Raw genomic sequence first — 21,008 nt, 5'->3', positions numbered from 1 at the left:
AAATGTTCGTAATCGCCGCGTGTTACCGCAGATATGTTGGTTCCACATCAAGGTAAAACGACAAAAAAGGGCCCTTCACACGTAGTGAAGCGCCCTTTTTTAGTTTATCCGCATTTTATCAGGGGGATATTCAGCTATTTATGCTTTTGCGCTGTTCGACCCATTTGATGCATGACTTCTACGCTTAGCTGGTCGTTTAGCGGCACTTCCTTCACTTCCTGAGCGTCTTCGACCTGCAGGCTTTCCACCGCTATTGTTGCGCGAATCCGGTTTACCTGCGCGCGGATTACCATTTCCGCTACGGTTGCCTTGGCGTTGACCCGTCTTTTTATTCTCGCCACTTCGTTTACCTTCGCTGCCGCTTTCACCTTGTGGTGCTTTCGGCTTTTTCGGCTTCTTGGGCTTTTTAGGCTTAGACAGCGTGGTAACAGGCACGGCTTGCTGAGGCTCGAAACCTTCCAATGTTTCACGAGGAAGCAGCTTTTGAATCAGCGTCTCAATATCTTTCAGGTTTTGCAGTTCTTCGGCACATACAAATGACCACGCCTGACCACTAGCGCCTGCGCGCCCTGTACGACCAATTCGGTGAACATAATCAGCTGCCGTATTGGGTAAGTCTAGGTTTACAACGATAGGCAATTCACTAATGTCGATGCCGCGTGCTGCGATATCGGTGGCTACCAGCACTTTAATTGCGCCATTTTTAAAGTCAGCAAGCGCTTTAGTTCGTGCGCCTTGGCTTTTATTACCGTGAATAGCGGCACTTGGAATTTTTGACCGAGTTAGCTTTTCTGCAATACGGTTAGCACCGTGTTTTGTGCGGCTAAATACTAACACCTGCTCCCACTTCTGCTGTTTGATCAGACAAATAAGCGCGGTCGTCTTTTTGGATTTATCAATGGTCACTAAGTGCTGCTGAACCGCTTCTACCGTGGTATTGGCTGGTGCGGTTGAAATACTCACAGGGTTGCGTGTTATTGTTTTCGCCAGCGCAGTGATTTCATCAGAAAACGTGGCTGAAAACAGTAAGCTTTGACGCTCTTGTGGCAATAGCTTCAGTACTCTCTTAATGTCGTGAATAAAGCCCATATCAAGCATTCTGTCGGCTTCATCTAACACCAACACTTCAAGCTGAGAAAACTTAACAGCGTTTTGCTGGTAGAGGTCAAGCAGTCGCCCAGGCGTAGCAATTAACACATCCACACCTTTACGCAGCTTCATCATTTGAGGATTAATACCTACACCACCAAATACCACGGCAGTTTTTAATGGCAAAAACTCACTGAACGCTCTGATACTCTCTTCTACCTGAGCAGCAAGTTCACGCGTGGGTGTTAAGATAAGTGCTCGAACATTGTTGCCAGATACAGGTTGTCCTTCCATCAATCTCTGTAAAATAGGAAGTCCAAATCCTGCAGTTTTCCCTGTTCCCGTTTGCGCAGCTGCCAACACATCCTTTCCTTGCAATACTTCTGGTATTGCCTTTTCCTGGATTGGTGATGGTGTACTAAATCCTCGTTTTTCAATAGCTTTTAACAAGGGTTCAGCGAGCCCTAATTGGGTAAATGACATTAATAAACTCCTGTCATAGGTATTTATAATAAAATTGCATACCGCAAAGGTATAAGCGCTAGTGCTTTATTGCTAACCGTGGGGGGTTATAGATTACTGGGAAAACCTAAAGAGATACGCCATTGCCAACTTGGCTTATTGGTGTTTGACATCAAGAAAAAACGTAGGTGTTTACTCTTACAAATTGCGCGCGGAGTCTATCACTAAAAACTAAAGTCCACCAGCGCATTTTTTGTTCAAAAGACATCTAAATAAAGCATGGCACTACCCATTCGTACAATTTCAATCTAATTACTAATTAAGAAATGACGCAAACCGTCTATACTGTAAAGGTGAATAAGTGACGACCCCTTCCTGCATATTGTTCAAAGTCGTTATTGCCAGTCCATACAACTTAAAAGAGCGTTTTTTGAAAAGTCTCAGGTCAGAAATTTCTTTCAATACACTTGCGTCTGTCTCAATAGTCAGTGCCCTTATTATCGGCCTGTCTATTTATGTTTATGAAAAGCTTTATATTGAATTTGTCTCAGAAGAGGTCGACGCATTAAGCGTAAACATGGCTGTCGACCTAATTGACTACATAGAAGAACCCGCCGGCAGTTTCAATCAAACGGAAATTTTGCTTCGCTTAGACGAATATGAATATGCTGAAGCAGCTTATATTTTCAATAATAACGGTACTCTGTTGAATTCTTATGTGGGCCCTGCCGGCTTAAAAGGGAGGCTCACTAAAACGCAAGAACAAATGTCTCCACAGCACAGTGGAACAAACATTGAGCGTAATACCGCGACGCTCCCCATTGGCTTACATCGCACCTCTAGTAAAGTAATAGCAGTAAAAACAGTGGGCGAAGACGTTTTTCCTTTAGGGAAACTTGCGCTGATTTTCAATCTTGAAGAAGCACTAAAAGCGAGCCGGCACAGGTACATTATTTTGGTCACGCCTTCCGTTGCGTTTCTCATTATCATCTCGTTGTTCATATCATCACGAGCACAGCGCAGAGCAATGCGTCCGCTAAACACCTTAATTAAAACAATGGACAGTGTTGTGGATGACAACGCTTACAATGTCAAGGTTGAGGAAGTAGACAAAGAGGAAATGCTTGCTTTGTCTCGAGCATTCAACAATATGATGGAGAACATAAAAAAACAGTCTGAAGCGAATCGGCATAAAACTAAAATGCTACAAAAGCAACAGTCCCAGATGGAGCGACTTGCTAATTTCGACGCCTTAACAGGACTGCCTAATCGTCAGTGCTTAATGAAGCTTTTATCAAATGAGCTTACCAAAGCGCAGAAAAATAATTGTGAACTTGGTTTACTGTTCATTGATTTAGATGGTTTTAAATCTATTAACGATTCTTTTGGTCACGATACAGGGGATAGGTTTCTTCTATATATTAGTTCACTAATGGAAAACGCACTCAGTAAAAGCTCCACTCTTGGGCGTTTAGGTGGCGATGAGTTTGTCGTTATCGTTCCCGACCTTGCTTCACATACATACCTTGAAGATACGGCCCGAAAAATTGTGAATACGGTATCGAAGTCCCACACTGTCAACCAACTACGGCTAGATTCAAGTGTGAGTATAGGGCTAGCGCTAGCGCGTGATTGTAATTACTCTGCGACCAACCTAATTACTAACGCAGATGTTGCAATGTACAAGGCTAAATACAGCGGTAAAGCAAGATATTTGTGGTTTACTAATGAAATGTTAGCGCATACTAAACGCAAAGTGCTCATTTCCTCCCGGATTACTGATGCACTTGAAAACGATGCTTTCTATTTATGCTATCAAGCTAAGGTAGATACAGACAAAAATATCATTGGCTTCGAGGCTCTACTTCGCTGGCAAGATGAGGTGTTAGGTCAAGTATCACCCGCTGAGTTCATCCCTATTGCCGAACAAACAGATAAGATATCAATAATAACCCTTTGGGTATTAAAGCAGCTTAGTCATGAATCTTCCATGCTTCTTAGAGCCTTTGGCAGCAATATAACGCTATCAGTTAACTTAAGCACACACGATTTGAATAATCACAATGTTATCGACTTTCTACTTAATGAGTTAAATGCCGGACGGCTGCCAGCATCAAACTTAGAGTTTGAAATTACTGAATCGGCTTACATGAACAATTTCAATGTGGTCAACCCGTTTTTTGCGTCGCTTAAAAAGCTTGGCTGCAAGCTTGCGCTTGATGACTTTGGTACAGGTTACTCATCACTAAGCTATTTAACACAGTTTGATATAGACACCCTAAAAATAGATAAAAGTTTTGTAAGTAAAATAGGTGATTCTAAGCAATCAGAAATGATTACCAAGACCATTATTGAAATGGCGAAGAGCTTGAACTTTGCTGTTTGCGCCGAAGGTGTAGAAACTGATGAGCAGGCGCATTTTTTAATTAATCATGGATGCAGTATGCAACAAGGATTTCTTTATTATAAGCCACTTCCACTAAAAGAATTAGTCGATAGCGTTTAGGTGCATTCTTAACAAACCCAAGCTTACTGACTGCTTAGAAGCTTCGATAAACCACACTTACGTTTTCGGGTAATACTGTGTTTGCTGGGACATAACCAACTGCACCTTCATGGTTATTTATGTAATTTATCACTTCCTCTAGACTATCGTATTCAACTGGCGGAGCTTGACGTCCACTGAAGCGCATTTGCGCCCAATAAGATTGAATGCGAGATTCGGGTAAAGCGATAATCTTTGCGTTGAAAATAGAACGTACTATGTTGCCTGGGCTCATAGCAACAGGCTCTAACTCATAAGTAGTCGTTCCACTTTTCATGTAGAGATTGCGTATTTCAGCTTTTGTGAGCGAAAAGGCTTGGTTTTCAACGTTAGCAACGATCCACACACCTTCGGTTGCAGCGGCTATTCGAATGCTTAGGAAAAAGAGAAAAAAGACCGTATATCTTCGCATTAAAATACCCACTCTACTGCCACTTGATACAAGGTCGCATTTCTATCGAAACTATTCTCTTTAATGTCGTAAAACGATGATTTTCCCTCTTTACCGTCAAGAATTGATATTTCAGTTTTAAGTGCAATGTTAGTTTTCACATCCCACCTAGCGCCTAGTGTCCAGGTATCAAGGTCATCTGTAGGAAAGAAGCTATTTAGTTGCTCAACAGCGAAATAAAGTTGATCTAACTCGGGTGACGCACCCAATGGAATAGTGTTTTCGATGGTATTGAGTGATTGCCTAGATGAAGCATAGGTCAGGTGTAAAAGGACTTCATCAAGATAATAGCCATACGAGACATAAAAACTTTCTAGGTTGGCGAGCACATCGATATCAGACGAAACTTTCATCCATTCGCCGCTAACATACCAGTTAAGCGCGTCATAGCTGGCACCCAGTAAAAAAGCACCTGCACGATCGTTGATAGCAAACTGTTCCGCTATGTTGTCAAACCCAGCAGCTCTAAGCCCCTGAACAAGAGGCGCTATTTCATCGATAGTTGTTTCAACTTTAGGCGCATTAACAGTGGCTGCTCTTAACTGCAAACCACCATAGTTGACTTCAATAACGCCGCCGAACAAGTTATCCACTTCAACATCTACGTTGATACCGCTTGAGACCAGCTCATCCTCATACTTTCCATAGTAAGCCTCAATATCAACTACAACATCGCCAAAAGACCTTCTCAACCTAGCATTACCACCTTCATACTGAGAGAATAAGTAGCTGCTATAGAGTTGCTGCGGTGCATTTATCCACGGGTAAGCAAACCCAACATCAATAACATCAGAGTACTTCAAAAAAGGGGTACGAAGCCGGCCAGCGTTAATTTGAAAACTTTCACTAGGAGCATAGGTTAGATACAGCCACTCTATCCCTGACTCTCTATCGTCGTCGGTGTGAAGAAGAAATTGACTTGATACGGAGAATGAGGACGAAAAATTATAGTCAGCTTGAAGTGCTATGAGCGACTTTTCAGAAAAGCTTATGCTGTTGTCATAACCTTCATAGGTAGCTTTTTCAGTATCTATTTTGCCAGCAACCGCCCTTGCAAAACCGGAAAACTCGAGGCCTTCCGAGCGCCCTACGGGAGCAAAAAAAAGTATGCCGATAGCGATAATAACAGGCAGCAACATCAATTTGGTCATAGTCAATTTACATTTAAAAGTGTTTAAGGCTTAGTACTGTTTGTATCGCCTCTACTGAGCAACTACATTAATGATAGCTTGGTAGGAAGATAACTCCAATCAAAACAACGAAGAATCAAAACGCTGACTCGACCACCAGCGTTTTAAATTAGTTAAGTGTCGAGTTGCGCCTCCCCATAAATTTCAAATGAAATCTGGACACTAAATGCCAATCCTCTTTTGAAAAATAACAACTAATCGCACCACTAATTAGGAAAGAAAGCATCGTTTTTAAAGACCCCAAAGTACTTTATTGACACCTTTGCTAACAAAGCCCCTGCAGGAGCTAGACGCGCGATGCATCAAACCTTTTGTAATCGCAGTGTGTTACTTATTCCAGTATCATTTTGAAAAGCGCAGCATTTTTTCTATCTAAACGACAAATATTTTTATGAATGAAGAAAAGAGATTATTGTGAAGCCCTCTAACCTTTAAATAAAAAAACAAATTAAGACACAAACACATACGAGCAACAGACGCTTAATTCAAATAACATACAAAACTCGATAACATCAGTATTTTGCATCTATTTCGCTAGGAATTAACACTAAAAATGGTATATCCAGCTTTCAATTATTGGTCAATTTTTATTGGATGGATAAAAAAAGCTTTACCATATTTGTTATAACAGATAAAAAGCGCGCAGTTATTCCACGCTCAAATTACATCCACGCTGCCACAGTGTGGTAAACAAGTGAAGTAGAAAACATGAATGTTGATAGTTTAGTCCAGCACTTTGAGGAAAAGTTGGCTTTAGTTAAAGCATCAGTGATGTCTGATAGCTTTATTATCCAGCTTACAATAATTGCAATTATTTATTGCGTAGCGTTTGTGCTTGCACGACAAGTAAAAAGACCATTTAAGTTTACCCGAGAAAAGCCACAGCAAGGCGCACATACTATGCACGGCTTTTTTTACAACCTCGGTGAGGCACTATTTCCGCTAATCACCATAAGCATGCTAAAGCTCACTACCGTTTTGGGTATGCAATTTCAGTTTGATGCATGGTTATTGGAAATAGCCGTTGTTGTAGCCCTTATGCTATTTGTTAATTCCTTGATTACCGGCTTTGTCGAAAACAACACCGTTGCAGCGTTTATGCGATGGGCGGGTTTACCTATCCTATTCTTACACTTAGTTGGCGTGCTTCCATTGATAACTTCAGCATTGGAGTCAATGGCAATATCAGTCGGCAATGTTGAAATTTCAGCGTATGGCGTAACAAGAGTGCTATTGTTTGGTGGCTTGCTGTTCTGGTTAGGCCGCAGCTCGAACGCCATTGGTCAAGATATTATTCGAAACCATAAGTCGCTCGACGTTTCTACCAAAGAAGTGTTCGCAAAGCTGTTTGAAGTTGCCCTGTTCTGTGTGGTGTTTCTTTTATTGCTTAACGTCATGGGAATTAACCTTACCGCACTAGCCGTGTTTGGTGGTGCAGTAGGTGTGGGTTTAGGCTTAGGTCTGCAGTCCATCGCATCAAACTTCATTTCGGGCATCATTATTCTATTGGATAAATCGTTGACCGTAGGCGATTACGTTGAATTAGAAGACGGGCAGAAAGGTATCGTCAGAGAATTTAAAATGCGCTATGCCGTGTTAGAAACTTATGACGGTAAAGATGTACTGGTGCCTAACGAAAAATTCATCAGCTCCTTGCTAATAAACTGGACACACAAAAACCAAAAACAACGTTACCGCATCGACTTTTCTGTCGCCTATAAAACTGATATCCGCGCGATGGTAGAGATTATTAAAGAGGCGGTATCGGAACACCCGCAGGTGATCAGTGGCGATGATGTTCCATTTGAAGAGCTGCCTGACTGTGAAATAGATAGCTTTGGCGACTCTGGCGTTAACATGTTCGTCGAGTTTTGGATGGAAGGGGTGGACGATGGTAAAAACCGCGTGGGTGGCGATTTGCTGCTTACTGTGTTTGAAACATTACGCGAGCACAACATTGAAATACCTTTCCCTCAACGTGAAGTAAGAGTTATCAACGAACAGGGAATTGGTATTCGAAATACTACGCCATAGCTTTACTCGCTCATGACATGAGCGCTTTCAGTTATACCTTCGCGCTGGCTAAAACCTAGCGCGAAGTGTATCCCATTGCCACTCTTGGGCAGACAGACCTAACGTCTGGACAAACTTTGCATAGCCTTCTTTGCCCATCGCTGACGCTACGGTTTTTAATTGAGACTTGGCTTTTATTGCTTTTACCTGCAGTAACTCCAATCGCTTATCTGCACTTGAATCGAAGTTTTCACTGATGATTGCATTAGCTTTATTGGTCGCTTCCCACGCTGTAATAACATAGCCCACCAGCTTTATGTAAACACCCACCATGCGCTTTCGCTCAAATATGCTCTCAAACAGTGAACCGGATAATGACTTTTGGAAACTGGCCTCTGTTTCTAAGGCAACAAATTGCTCGGCGTTCTTTAGCTCATTCAACACATTGTGTAAAAGCTTAATGTGGGCGTGCGTATTAAGTGCGTCGACGTGAAGTGCATTAATATCGTCGCTTAGCATTTCTAAATTGACCAACGTTCGTTGAAGACTAGCCATTGTGGTAATTGTCTGTAGAAGCGAAAAATAAAGATTCAGTGTATCGAATTAAAGATGGGTTTGCGATGGTCTCGCGGTCGTTTTAATCACATTAAGAATTCATAACACAACGTATAAAAATCAATTAAAAAGGGCGCCGAAGCGCCCTTTTAGTTTTTATGTCTATTGAGAATTAGTGGTTAAGCTAATTCGCGATAGCAGTTATACCTCATCTATTTACCCAAGCTGGCGCTTAGATCGTGACGTAAATCAAAACGGTCTAGCGTCATCACTTTGGTCCATGCGTCGACAAAGTCTTCAACGAAACGTTTTTTGGCGTTGTCGTAGGCATAAACTTCAGCCACAGCACGTAGCTCACTGTTTGAACCAAAAACTAGATCAACAGGAGTACCTGTGTACATTACTTCACCCGTGCTTCTGTTTACCCCTTCGTATACAGATGGGTTATCGGTTTTTCTCCACTTAACGCCCATATCAAGTAGGGTTACGAAGAAATCGTTGTTAAGCGTGCCAACCTTGTCGGTAAATACGCCGTGGCTAGTGCCACCTGTGTTAGCTCCTAACGAACGTAAACCACCAAGTAGAACCGTCATCTCTGGAACCGTTAGGTTAAGCTGGTCAGCCTTATCTACCAACATAGCTGTTGGTGAACGATAACTGGCTTCTGCATTATAGTAATTTCTAAATGCGTCAGCTGTTGGCTCTAGCAGTGAGAAAGAGTTCACGTCAGTCTGTTCTTGAGTTGCATCTGTACGACCTGGTACTACAGGTACGGTCACTTCAACACCAGCATCTGCCGCTGCTTTTTCAATGGCTGCCGCGCCGCCAATCACAATGAGGTCAGCAAGAGATACTTTCTTCTTAGAGAACATGCGCGAGTTATAGTCTTCCTGCAACTCTTTAAGTTTTGAAACAACAGCTTTTATCGTTTCAGGTTCGTTAGCTTCCCAGCTCATTTGTGGCTCTAGCGCGATACGTGCACCATTCGCACCACCGCGTAAATCAGATGCTCGGAAACTTGCTGCCGCTGCCCAGGCCGTTTTCACAAGCTGCTGAACAGTTAAGCCACTGTCTAAGATGTCAGCTTTAAGTTTCTTAACATCTTTATCAGAGATCGTTTTGTAATCAGCTTTAGGCACAGGATCTTGCCAGATGAAGTTTTCCTCTGGAATATCATTGCCCAAGTAGCGTGCTTTTGGCCCCATATCACGGTGAGTCAGCTTGAACCACGCTTTAGCAAACGCTGTTTGGTACTCTTTAGGATCTGCCAAGAAGCGCTCGGCAATTTTACGATACTCTGGGTCGTACTTAAGCGCCAAGTCAGCTGTGGTCATCACAGGAGGATTTTTCTTACCTTCTACGTGCGCATCTGGTACTGATTTATGAAGCGATTCATCGGTAGGTATCCACTGGATAGCGCCAGCAGGACTGCGAGTTTGCTTCCATTCAAAGCCTAGTAGGTTTTGAAGGTATAAACTTGTCCATTTAGTCGGTAGTTGTGTCCACGCACCTTCCAAACCGCTCGTTACTGTGTCTTCTGCATTGCCTTTACCACAGTTGTTTTTCCAACCAAGCCCCTGCTCTTCTAAGCCTGCGCCGCCAGGCTCAGCTTCTAAACAATCAGCAGGTTTGTGCGCACCATGCATTTTTCCGAATGTATGACCACCAGCAATTAGCGCTACGGTTTCCTCGTCATTCATCGCCATGCGGCCAAACGCCGTGCGAATATTTTTAGCTGAACCCATCGGATCGGGAACACCTTTCGGTCCTTCAGGATTAACGTATATCAAGCCCATGTGCGTAGCACCCAATGGACGCTGAAGTTTGCCACCGCGCTCCTCACGGTCACTAGCAAGCATTTCTACTTCAGGACCCCAATACACCATATCAGGTTCCCAATCGTCGGTACGACCACCTGCAAAACCATAGGTGTCAAAGCCCATATTTTCCATGCCTACGGTACCGGCGAGGATCATCAAGTCGCCCCAAGATAAACTTTCACCGTACTTTTGCTTAATTGGCCAAAGTAGGCGACGGGCTTTGTCTAGGTTGCCATTGTCCGGCCAGCTGTTTAATGGGTCAAAACGCATTTGGCCGCCATCACCGCCACCGCGACCATCTAATGTACGGTAGGTACCGGCGCTGTGCCATGAAAGACGAATAAAGAAAGGACCGTAGTTACCAAAGTCAGCAGGCCACCAGTCTTGAGATGTTGTAAGCAGTTCGTTTACGTCTTTTTTCACTTCATCGAGATCAAGTTTTGCAAACGCTTTGGCGTAACTAAAATTTTCACCAAGTGGATTTGAACGGTTGTCATGATCTCGAAGCGGTGACAGATCAAGTTGATCGGGCCACCAAAACTGGTTTGTTTTCGCTTGGAACGCTTTAGACATGCCCGTGCCTTTAGCACCAGCGGGTTTACTGATTTGGTCGTTGGCTATGGCACCTGTCGCTCCCAACGAAAGCGCAACTAGCGCTGACAGCGTGGTCTTTCTGAACCTATTTAATGTCATGGTCTTTTCCCATCTGAGTTTGTTGTCGTTAATCATTGAGGGTTACCTGTAAACCACTCACTCATTAACATTTTGTTTACCTCATAAGCATTTAAAAGATAGACATACTTACTCTACATTTACAGTTGATAAAATGAATTCAACTGATTAGAAAATCCAATCAAATAAAAAGCATCATAAATTCAGACAGTTACATTAAAACAACAATATAAAAAAATGGTTGAACCAAGAAAAGCTTGTGATCCTTGCCAACCTATTAAACACCTGTGAATCTCTTTCAATGGTTATGAAAATTTTTCGCTTTTAATTTTTAAAAAATAGGTTCCCCTTCCAAAAGCGATTAATAAACAAACAGATACGTAGTGCATTATGTAAAGTTTGCTCTCAATTGAAACTAAATTTGAAATTTCTACCATGGCACAGCAATTGATACTCAAAGTGTGTAATCAAGACGCATTAGCTTCATAAAAGAAGTCGATGGAATGTTAAGAAGTAATGAGGATGAACTTATGAAAAACACACTTAAAACACTTACTGGAATTGCCGCGGTTGCCTCTTTAAGCGCCATGACATCTTTCGGTGCCCATGCTCAATCAAATCAAATTGAAGCAAAAGACAGTGGTTTCTATGTAGGTGGTAATTACGGTTATCTACGTGTTGAAGGTGAAGATGACTTTGACGACGACAAAGACGTTTGGCAAGGTCTCGTGGGCTATAAGTTTAACGAGTGGATTGCGATTGAAGGCGGGTACATCGATTTTGGTGACTACGGCAACGACATCGCAGGGGCTGAAACCGACGGCTACACTGCAGCCATTAAAGGCATTCTACCACTAACCGAGCGTTTCTCGCTGTACGCGAAAGCAGGCCAACTTTGGTCAGAGACAGAATACAACTTTGCAGGTATTTCACGTGATAACGACGACGAGAGCCTTTTCGTCGGTGCAGGTCTGAGCTATGCCGTTACCAGCAACTTCCTAGTAAACGCTGAATACACGGTATATGACACGGAGCTGGATGCAGATGAAGCATTTGATGATATCGACGACACTGACTTTGAAACTGATCTTAAACAAGCAAGCATCGGTGTAGAGTACCGCTTTTAATTGAACACGATGCAACCGTTTTGAATTTTAAACGGATAATTTATGAAAGCCTTCGTAGCTTAACGAAGGCTTTTTTGTGTTAACCATCTATACGCTGAATAAGTTGGGCTAACTCTTCTATTTTTGATACCGTTGTTTTAACAAGGTTATCAATTTCATTTGACGATGATTGTGAGTTACCTGCCAGTGTCCTTACTTCATCAGCAACGACAGCGAACCCTCGCCCCATTTCTCCCGCTCTGGCCGCTTCAATGGCAGCGTTCAGCGCTAATAAATTAGTCTGTTCTGAAATTGAGTTAATTGTGCCAACAATGTTACTAATAGTTTGACTGGTCACTAAGAGTTCTTTCATGGCATCTTGTGTATCATTCACCGCTTGCTTTCTCGACGTAACGTTGACAGCAAAGAATACATACCGCGTTACTTGCCCATTGAAGTTTTTGAGTGCACTTATTCGAGCGTCAAACGCCAAGTAATTATCCCCAATATCAAACTCAGCAATTTTTGAAACGAACCCAGATTTCTCTAATGTTGATTTATCCTCTGTAGTGAGACTTCCCATAACTTCGCTAGCAAATGTTTCCGTACTCATCACGCCATTTAACGTTTCACGAAGTAGTTTGTTAGCCTCAATGATTTTTCCATTAGGCTCCATTTCAAGCAGCACTAGTGCACTGCCGATGGCCTTCAACTTGTTAGTAAAATCGAGTGCCATTTGCTTAACACGGGTAATATCAGCCTGAACTGCGATAAAGTTAACTAAGTTGCCATCTTTGAAAACAGGGTTTATTGAAAGTGAAGTCCAATAGGGAGAACCATCTTTGCGGTAGTTGAGGATTTCGTCATAAAACGCTTCGCAGTTTTTGATTTTCTGTCGGATAACACTAACGGTCCGCTGATCCGTCTCTTCGCCTTGTAAGAATGAGCCCGGCTTTTTACCTTTAACTTCTTCAAGCTGCCAGCCCGTTAGCCGGTAAAATCCATTATTCACATATTCTATTAATCCGTTGGCGTCGGAGATAATCACCGCGTTATCCGTTTCGTTAGCAACAAGAGAAAGCATTCTCTGCATCTCTCGCTGTTCGACCTCTTCGGTAACATCTTTTATAAAGGCCGTATAAAGCGTTCTATCAGCGAGTCTTACTTTCGATAGCGAGAGCCTTCCCCACAAGCTTTTTCCGTCTTTTCTCTCGACTTTTACTTCGCGGCTCGTGCCGACAATCTTATCTTGACCCGTTTCTCTATTGGCGTTCACGTAATTATCGTGGTTTGCCTGAATCTCTTGGGGAACAAGCATCTTCACATTTTGTCCGATAACTTCGTCTCGCGCGTACCCCCACAATTTTTCAGCAGATGCATTGAACAAGGTGATATTGTTGTTCTCATCTATACACACCACCGCATCAAGTGCTTGCTCTAGGGTTTGCTCAACAATTTCTCTAGATTCACGCTCTTCTGTAACATCACGAACAAACGCCGTGTAATGCTTTTTGCCTTGTACAATAACTTGTGACAAGGCCAGCTGCACCCAGATACGCTCACCGTTTTTTGTTTCTAGTTCAACTTCTCTTGAGCTTCCAACAATCTTATTAATATTGGTTTGTCTGTGTGAATTAACATAGCTATCGTGATTGGCTTTATGCTCTTGAGGCACCAATATTTTTATATTTTTTCCCAATACCTCGCTAGGCGTGTAACCCCATAACTTTTGAGCAGCGCTGTTATAAAACGTGATGTTATTTTTCTCATCAATTGTCACGACAGCAAGTATCGACTGCTCTAGTGCCTGCTTCGATGCATCTTCTTTGGAAAAAAACCTCATTAATCCTATCCTTTTGTATAGCCCTAAAGCTATATAGAAGATATTCAAACCTTTTTCCAGTTCTGAGCATTAATCTCGCCTTGATGTGAAAAAATTACACAGAATTAACTGAAACTCGCCTTCAAAAGAATTGATAAAAGCCAAATAAACAAATCAAATCAGATACTTAACACTCCAGCACCCACGGGTTAATAAGGTATGAATTCTGCAGTGACTCATAGATAAATAGATATGTAGATCGATAAAAATAGGTAATGAACCATGCAATCAGGTAAGAGTGTTTTTCAACCAGGTCAAAACTGTTGGGTAGAGAGCAAAGCGCGGTTTTCCACGCCTCTAGTAGATTGCGGGAACTATTACAAAGCCCTACACAGCTCGATAGTCAAAGCGAAGCACAGTATTTCTATTGTGGGTTGGGATATTGATAGTCGAATCCGCTTGTTACGAGGTGACGATGAAGCCTCTAGCGAAGCGCCTAGTGTTATTAGCGACTTGCTTAAATGGAAAGCTGAGCAAAACCCCAATATTAAAATTTACCTATTGCGATGGGACTCGTCGTTAGCCTTTTTTGCGCAACGTGAGATGTGGGCTAAAGAAGTATGGGAAGAGAAAACGCCAGATAATGTTCAAACAGAGCTCGACGATACTATTCCCATGGGCGGAAGCCAGCATCAAAAAATCGTGGTTGTTGACGACGAACTTGTTTTTTCAGGCGGCATGGATGTGTCGACCAATCGTTGGGATACCCGAGACCACCCCGTGGTTTCTGAAGAAAGAGATGGTCCTGACGGTGAGTATGGCCCGTTACACGATGTACAAATGGTTTCGAGCGGTCCCGTCGTTGCCGATTTTGCGCAGCTTGTTAGATGGAGGTGGCAGCGCGTGGCTGATGAATCTCCTATCGACATGCGTGAAGAGGCACGTATTGACGAAGATGCACCGCTGCCGGACGCATGGCCTGAAGACTTCCCCCCTCTTTTTGAAAACGTAGAGTGCGCCCTTGCCCGCACCATCCCGTTTATGGATGAAGTAGAGCCGGCGCAAGAAGTTCGCCATATGCTGCTTGACCTTATAGGTGAGGCTGAATCGGTCATTTATATCGAAAACCAATTCACGACCCGTCAAGAAATCGCTGAAGCGCTTAACAAGCAACTTAAATTAAAGCCAAATCTTTCCGTTGTTATTGTTAGTTCTTACGAACCCAAAGGTAAGTTTGAATGTGAGGCTTTTTGGGCTAGCCGTATTGAGTTCAAAGCGATTTTGGAAAAAGGCATAGACCCCAAACGAGTAAAACTGACCTACTCTTCAATAGAAGACATGCAGGGGCGAAAAGCGTACAAACGCATTCACTCTAAGGTTATGACCATTGATAACAAGTACCTTGTTATTGGGTCTTCAAACTTAAGTAACCGTTCAATGACCCTCGACACTGAAATTGATACGGTTTTGTTCGGCAATAGCAAAGACAACCAAGCGTGTATAGAACAAGTAAGAAATGACTTACTTGCTGAGCATACAGGTCGTGATATAGATGTAATGCCGGAGATATTTAACAGCCAATATCCTGTTGAAGCATTGATGCAGGGTCAGATCGCACACGGCTATGTGCTTACCGAAGTTCGTGATGAGGTATTCACAGAACATTCGGTGAAAAATGTATTTCGCGCTTTATCAGACCCGGAAGAACCACTTATTTCAGTACCCACACTTGACGGTGACGCGCTACCCGCGCGTAACCCTAAGCGCCGCAGCATAATGATTTTAATTGGAGTTGCTATCATTGCGGTACTTGGCGGGTTGATGTTTTGGGCTAGCCAATCAATCCCATGGTTAAGCTCAGACAGTATCAATGCCTTTTTGGAGAAAAGCAGGGGCACTTATTTTGCTCTTCCCACAGTTTTGCTCGTCTATGTAGTTGGCGGCGTCCTATTCTTCCCGGTTACTGTACTTTCTCTGGCTGTAGCCGCTATTTTCGGCCCTATATGGGGGCCTATTTACGGCATGATGGGCGCACTAATGAGCTCTGCGATTATGTTTGGTGTTGGAAAGCTATCGGGTAATGCCGGCCTTCGAAAAATAGGTGGACCAAAGGTTGCAGCCGTTGATGAAAAATTGAAACGCAGTGGCATAGTTGGCGTAGCGGCAATTCGCATGTTGCCTATTGCGCCCTTTAGTCTGGTGAATTTAGTTGCGGGCATTTCATCTATTGGCATTTTACAGTTTTTAGTCGGTACATTTTTGGGCATGTTTCCGCCTATGATTGCTAAAGGCCTTGTTGGCGACTCGATTGCTCAAATTTGGCAGAATCCATCTGTTAAAACTATTAGCTACCTAGTGGGAGGCATTATTTTATGGGGCTTAATGATTTGGGGGTCGCAAAAATTTGCGCGCTATTACCAAGCTCGAAAAGAGGCCAATACTGATACGGAAGAAGACAGTAACAGTAGTAAGGATGAGGCTGAAAAATGTGCCGCATAATAACCTATAATATCCATAGTGGAGTTGGCAGGGATAAGAAGCATGACTACAAACGTATTGGACAGTTTCTTGCAAACAGCGGTGCTGACGTAGTTTTGCTTCAAGAGATGGATACGCGCCCGCCTGAACGAGATACAGCGCAGGATGTAAAAGACATCTGCGCTGGTAATACGTTTAAATTGATTCCCTCCCCGGCAATTAGAGAATCTGAAGGGTGGTATGGTAATGCAATTTTAACCCGTTTTAATGTATTGGAACACGACACCATAGATGTGAGTCAAATAGGTCGACAGCCAAGAAACGTTCAGATTGTTGAATTAAAGACTGAGAAAACGCCTTTGACGGTGGTGAATACTCACAAAGGGCTCAAGAAGTTTGAGCGTCGTTCGCAGTTTTCTCTGCTCCACGAACATTTGTCGCGGCGTTTAAAAGAAAAACAAACCCCGCTATTTCTAGCGGGTGATTTTAATGAATGGCAGTTTTTTTCAAAGGCCTTTAAGGCATTAAATGATTTGCTATTGCAACAGAAAATTGGCGCCACGTTTCCTAGCAACTTTCCCATATTCTCCCTCGATCGCGTTTGGGTGACTGAAGATATTAAAGTAAGGTCGTGCAGGAAAATTAAGAACGAAAAAACTAAGGTGTTATCCGATCATTTACCCGTATTGGTAGATATCGTTCTACCTGAAGCGTAAGCGAAAATGCTATTTTCATTAAATGAAAACTCTGATTTGCTCGATTACGCTGATTTCGCTACAAAGGATGATGCTGCAAACTCTAAGGTACCGCACCAATGTTTGAGCGCATTCTCCTTTGCAACCACTTTTCGAATGATATCGATAATTTGCTGATATTCGTGCGTAGCTTTTCTCTGTTTGTTTGTAGCAGCTAGCACAGTTCGATGCATTTCAGGCTGGGTAATTTTTAGGGTAGAAACCAGCCCTGATTCTCTTAAGTGAAAAATAGCCGAAGTAGGCAATATCATTACCCCTTCCCCTTGCATGACTTGCCTTAACCCTGTCATCAACTGCCCAGAATATACAAGATCATGTTTAAGGCTCACTCCTGTAGCTTTCTCGTAATCAGCAATAAGCTGACCAAGTGCATCTTTATTTCCAGGCGATAATAGAGGTAGTTCACTTATTTCCCAGAATTTTATCATTGATTTATCTTTAAGCTTGGCGTACTCGGGATAAGCTGAGGAACCAGTAAAAACGAGATGTAGCTCTTCTTGAATAAGAGGGGTCACGCTCATAAATTTAGGTTCTATCGCCTGCTGGTAAGTTAAAGCAATATCTACCTGTTTTGATTCGAGCCAATCGTTGATGGTGTATGAAGGCCCAGTGCTGATCTCTACTTTCAACGCTTTATGGTTACTCGTTATTTCAGTTAATAACGGCAGGGAAAGTACGTTGCCAATTGACGGAAGCATTCCTATTTTTATTACTTTTTGCTGTTCTCCCTGAAATGCTTGCAACGCTGATTTCACGTTGTCAATCTCCCCCATTATTTTCTCTGCGTGTTTGTAAAATACTTCTCCAGCGGGCGTTAAGCTTATACCCGAAAAACTTCGTTCTAGCAGCGTTGCTTTGACTTCTCGCTCCAAGCTTGCAAGTTGCTGACTAATAGCAGGCTGAGCAATATCTAAGGCTCTTGCCGCTGCAGCAATACTGCCTCGCTGTACTGTGGTTATAAAGTAATGTAGCTGTTTAGAGTGCACTTAACCCCCTTTTGGAAGGCAATAGAGAATAGCCTGGCGTAACTGCATTTGAAGTCAGCAAGGTATATGCCATTCCAATAGGTTATATGAAGCGAAAATGTAAATAAAAGCGCTCACTAAAGGGTTAAAAAAATCTCACATTAGATGCTACTTAAGTCTAATATCAAGAAAACCGTAAGTTTCCAGAGGGGTCAATGTTTTTCTTATACCCCTGAATATTCTTCTTTCTTCCACCAGCGGCAAAGAGTTTTTAGCCTAGTCCCTGTACACGAGTTACACAATAACAATTACAAGATGTATATGCATCAATGTGGTGCTCGTGCGTGCCTAGAAAGAGTGCAGATCCAATTAATCCGCATTCATAAATTAAGTAGCAATAAGCACGATTGGGAACACTAATGAATCAAAAGAAACTCCACACTGCAGTACGTTACGCACTTACCGGATTAACCCTTTTCACTACCTCAATGCTCGTACAGGCGCAAGAAGCCAGCGAGGAAACTACAGAAGCTAAAGATTTAGAGCGTATAGCCGTTGTAGGCGCTCGTGGTGCGCCGCGCTCAATTACAAGTTCGCCCGTTCCCGTTGATGTGTTAACCGCAGAAGACGTTGAAGCCGTTGCGTTTACCGACATGAACAACGTTCTAATGACCCTTGTACCTTCCTACTCTGTTGGCAGACAGCCTATTTCAGACGGCGGCACCTTTATTCGTCCAGCTACGCTTCGAGGCATGCCCACAGACAAAACCTTGGTTTTGGTGAACTCTAAACGCCGTCACAGAGCTGCTCTTGTTTCAATCGGTGGCTCTGGTACCCAAGGCCCAGATATCGCAACCATTCCTACAGCAGCAATACAAAGTGTTGAGGTATTGCGAGACGGTGCGGCAGCCCAGTATGGCTCGGATGCCATCGCGGGGGTAATTAACTTCCAACTTAAAAACAATACTGAGGGCGGCTCTTTCACCATCGATTACGGTAGCTACTATGAAGGTGATGGCGACCAGATTACCGTTACAGGAAACAAAGGTTTCGCCCTTGGTGACGATGGCTTTTTCAGCATTTCAGCTGAATATTCAGATAGTGAAGCGACCTATAGAGGCGAACAATATTGTGAACCATGGTTTTGCGTAGACGAGCAATCAGCCGAGTATATCGCTGATGCTACCGCTATGGCCAACAGTGTGCATGGTTCTGACGTAGTACAACCTTGGGGGCAACCTAATACCAGCGGTAAACGCGTCTTTTTCAACGCGGGGTACGCACTAAGCGCTGAAGCTGAGCTTTACGCTTTTGGTAACTATTCTGAAAGTGAAGGCGACGGGTCTTTTTACTATCGCTATCCAGGCAACGGGACTATTGAAGATATCCGCCTTGAAGACGGTTCTATTTGGAACCCTACAGAGTTTTTCCCTGGCGGGTTTACACCGCGTTTCTTTGGTGATGTTACTGATTATTCAATGGTGGGTGGCATAAAAGGCATGTCTGGCGACCTTACCTACGATATCAGTGGACGTTATGGTAACAACGAAATTTCTTACACGCTAGCAAATACCATTAACCCTTCTCTGGGCAATGAGTCGCCTACGTCATTTGAGCCAGGCGACCTAACTAACGAAGAAACTCAAATCCAAGCTGACTTTACCTACGACCTGAGTGAGTACGTACTCGCTTTTGGCGCTAGCTACCTAGATGAGTCTTATGAAATATCTGAAGGAGAGGAAAGCTCTTATTTTGCAGGCCCTTACGCTACCTCTGACCCGTATGGTTTCTGTGACGGAGCTACCGCTACCGCCGAAGGGCTAGCTGTTATCGCAAACGGCTCGACATTAAATTGTGCTGACCCAGATGATGCTGTTTATACAGTCGTTGGCGTTGGCTCTAACGGATTCCCAGGTTACTCACCTGACTATTCAGGTTCATACGAACGCGACTCTTATGCAGTGTACACAGATATTTCAGGAGACATTACTGACGAGCTATTTGCCCAAGCAGCATTGCGCTATGAAGACTATTCAGATTTTGGCTCTGAGGTAGTTTACAAAGTAGCGGCATTTTATCAATTAAACGACGATGTAGGCTTTAGATCTTCATTTGGTACAGGCTTCAGAGCGCCAACCCCAGGTCAGCAGGGTACAACTAACGTATCGACTCGCTTACCTGATGGTTTCCCTGTAGCTACGGGCTTATTCCCTGCTGGCGGCGAAGTTGCGCAGGCACTTGGTGCAGAAGAGCTTTCACCTGAAAAGTCGACCAACTTCACGTTAGGTATGACGGCTAATTATGGTGACTTAACCCTTACCGTAGACTATTACAATATCAAATTAGAGGACCGCCTTTACTCTGTTTCCACACGTGATGTCTCAACAACGGTGGTCACCGACCCAGATGCTGATGGTTATGATGCTTACCAAAATTACTTAGCCCTTGCTGGAGCAAACGTGTCAGGCGCTGAGTCAATCGGTGGTGTTTTCTTCTTCCAAAACGCATTCGATACAGTAACAGAAGGCTTGGATGTCGTAGCTACCTACAAAATGGAATCCAAGTATGGCTCAACCGTTTTAACCGGCTCGGTTAACTATAATAAAACTGAGTTTGACTCTGACCCCAGCGAATATCTGGATGCAGAAGATCAGTTCGATTTTGAAAATAGTCGACCTGAAATGCGCGGTGTATTCTCAGTCACTCACAGTTACGACGTATGGTCTGCGGTAGCTCGTCTAAGCTATTACGGCGAATACGAAAACGCGGGGAGCGATGATGGTGTGGACCCAACAAATATTCAAACCTTCGGTGACGAATTTATGTTTGATATCGAAGGCTCTTACCTAATTAGCGAAAACCTTACGCTTTCAGTGGGTGTCAGAAATCTATTTGATAACTACCCAGATCTGAGTACTAACGGTGACGCTTGTTGTGGCGAGCTGTATGACTCTGGATCGATAGTCGACTGGCAGGGTGGGTACTATTACACACGGTTAGCTGCTCGTTTCTAACCCGGGTTAACAAACACCGGCGCAAGCCGGTGTTTGCGTTTTTAAATAACTGTATATAAGTAAAACTTAAA

13 protein-coding genes are annotated in these 21,008 nt (G+C 43.3%); 6 read left to right on the top strand and 7 right to left on the bottom strand.

Translation table 11 applies throughout. From position 1 onward, the window contains the following. Positions 1-138: 138 nt before the first annotated feature. Complete coding sequence (locus tag ACXAER_RS13645; protein WP_474830037.1) at positions 139-1,572, bottom strand: DEAD/DEAH box helicase; 1,434 nt, start codon at positions 1,570-1,572, stop codon at positions 139-141. A gap of 409 nt (positions 1,573-1,981) precedes the next feature. Between ACXAER_RS13645 and ACXAER_RS13640 the strand changes: the two genes are divergently transcribed. Beyond that, on the top strand, positions 1,982-4,057 hold the full coding sequence (locus ACXAER_RS13640; protein ID WP_474830035.1) for an EAL domain-containing protein: 2,076 nt from the start codon (positions 1,982-1,984) through the stop codon (positions 4,055-4,057). Positions 4,058-4,091: 34 nt separating this feature from the next. On the opposite strand, the gene ACXAER_RS13635 is transcribed toward ACXAER_RS13640, so the two are convergent. Both ACXAER_RS13635 and ACXAER_RS13630 read right to left on the bottom strand, forming a co-directional pair. Next, a complete protein-coding gene (locus ACXAER_RS13635; protein ID WP_474830033.1) occupies positions 4,092-4,508 on the bottom strand; it encodes a hypothetical protein in 417 nt (138 codons plus the stop codon). After that, complete coding sequence (locus ACXAER_RS13630; RefSeq protein ID WP_474830031.1) at positions 4,508-5,698, bottom strand: hypothetical protein; 1,191 nt, start codon at positions 5,696-5,698, stop codon at positions 4,508-4,510. Before ACXAER_RS13630 ends, ACXAER_RS13635 begins: the two co-directional genes overlap by 1 nt. 747 nt (positions 5,699-6,445) lie before the next feature. Here ACXAER_RS13630 and ACXAER_RS13625 point away from each other — a divergent pair. Then, a complete protein-coding gene (locus ACXAER_RS13625) occupies positions 6,446-7,771 on the top strand; it encodes a mechanosensitive ion channel family protein (RefSeq protein ID WP_474830029.1) in 1,326 nt (441 codons plus the stop codon). Between the two features lie 48 nt (positions 7,772-7,819). On the opposite strand, the gene ACXAER_RS13620 is transcribed toward ACXAER_RS13625, so the two are convergent. Then, on the bottom strand, positions 7,820-8,305 hold the full coding sequence (locus ACXAER_RS13620) for a hypothetical protein (RefSeq protein ID WP_474830027.1): 486 nt from the start codon (positions 8,303-8,305) through the stop codon (positions 7,820-7,822). A 212-nt stretch (positions 8,306-8,517) separates the two neighbouring features. After that, positions 8,518-10,818: a catalase/peroxidase HPI gene (gene katG, locus ACXAER_RS13615; protein WP_474830579.1), complete on the bottom strand. Its 2,301-nt coding sequence runs from the start codon at positions 10,816-10,818 to the stop codon at positions 8,518-8,520. 509 nt (positions 10,819-11,327) lie between these two features. Between katG and ACXAER_RS13610 the strand changes: the two genes are divergently transcribed. Continuing rightward, positions 11,328-11,924, top strand: a complete 597-nt coding sequence (locus ACXAER_RS13610) for a porin family protein (protein ID WP_474830025.1) — start codon at positions 11,328-11,330, stop codon at positions 11,922-11,924. Positions 11,925-12,003: 79 nt separating this feature from the next. On the opposite strand, the gene ACXAER_RS13605 is transcribed toward ACXAER_RS13610, so the two are convergent. Next, positions 12,004-13,746: a PAS domain S-box protein gene (locus ACXAER_RS13605; protein ID WP_474830023.1), complete on the bottom strand. Its 1,743-nt coding sequence runs from the start codon at positions 13,744-13,746 to the stop codon at positions 12,004-12,006. 261 nt (positions 13,747-14,007) lie between these two features. Between ACXAER_RS13605 and ACXAER_RS13600 the strand changes: the two genes are divergently transcribed. Together ACXAER_RS13600 and ACXAER_RS13595 are read left to right on the top strand one after the other, a co-directional pair. Continuing rightward, positions 14,008-16,224 (top strand): VTT domain-containing protein, encoded by a 2,217-nt coding sequence (locus tag ACXAER_RS13600; protein ID WP_474830021.1) that lies wholly within the window; start codon positions 14,008-14,010, stop codon positions 16,222-16,224. Beyond that, positions 16,212-16,919 carry an endonuclease/exonuclease/phosphatase family protein gene (locus ACXAER_RS13595; protein WP_474830019.1) on the top strand — a complete coding sequence of 236 codons (708 nt, stop codon included), beginning with the start codon at positions 16,212-16,214 and terminating at the stop codon, positions 16,917-16,919. The genes ACXAER_RS13600 and ACXAER_RS13595 overlap by 13 nt, the downstream gene beginning before the upstream one ends. 44 nt (positions 16,920-16,963) lie before the next feature. Here ACXAER_RS13595 and ACXAER_RS13590 read toward each other — a convergent pair whose 3' ends face one another. Further along, on the bottom strand, positions 16,964-17,944 hold the full coding sequence (locus tag ACXAER_RS13590; protein ID WP_474830017.1) for a LysR family transcriptional regulator: 981 nt from the start codon (positions 17,942-17,944) through the stop codon (positions 16,964-16,966). Positions 17,945-18,342: 398 nt separating this feature from the next. Between ACXAER_RS13590 and ACXAER_RS13585 the strand changes: the two genes are divergently transcribed. Then, positions 18,343-20,937, top strand: coding sequence for a TonB-dependent receptor plug domain-containing protein (locus ACXAER_RS13585; protein WP_474830015.1), 2,595 nt, complete (start codon positions 18,343-18,345; stop codon positions 20,935-20,937). The last annotated feature ends 71 nt before the right edge of the window (positions 20,938-21,008 follow it).

This window comes from Alteromonas sp. AWJ4_199 (assembly GCF_056159165.1).
Note: the sequence above shows the minus strand (reverse complement) of the source record. Positions and strands in the feature narration are given on the sequence as shown.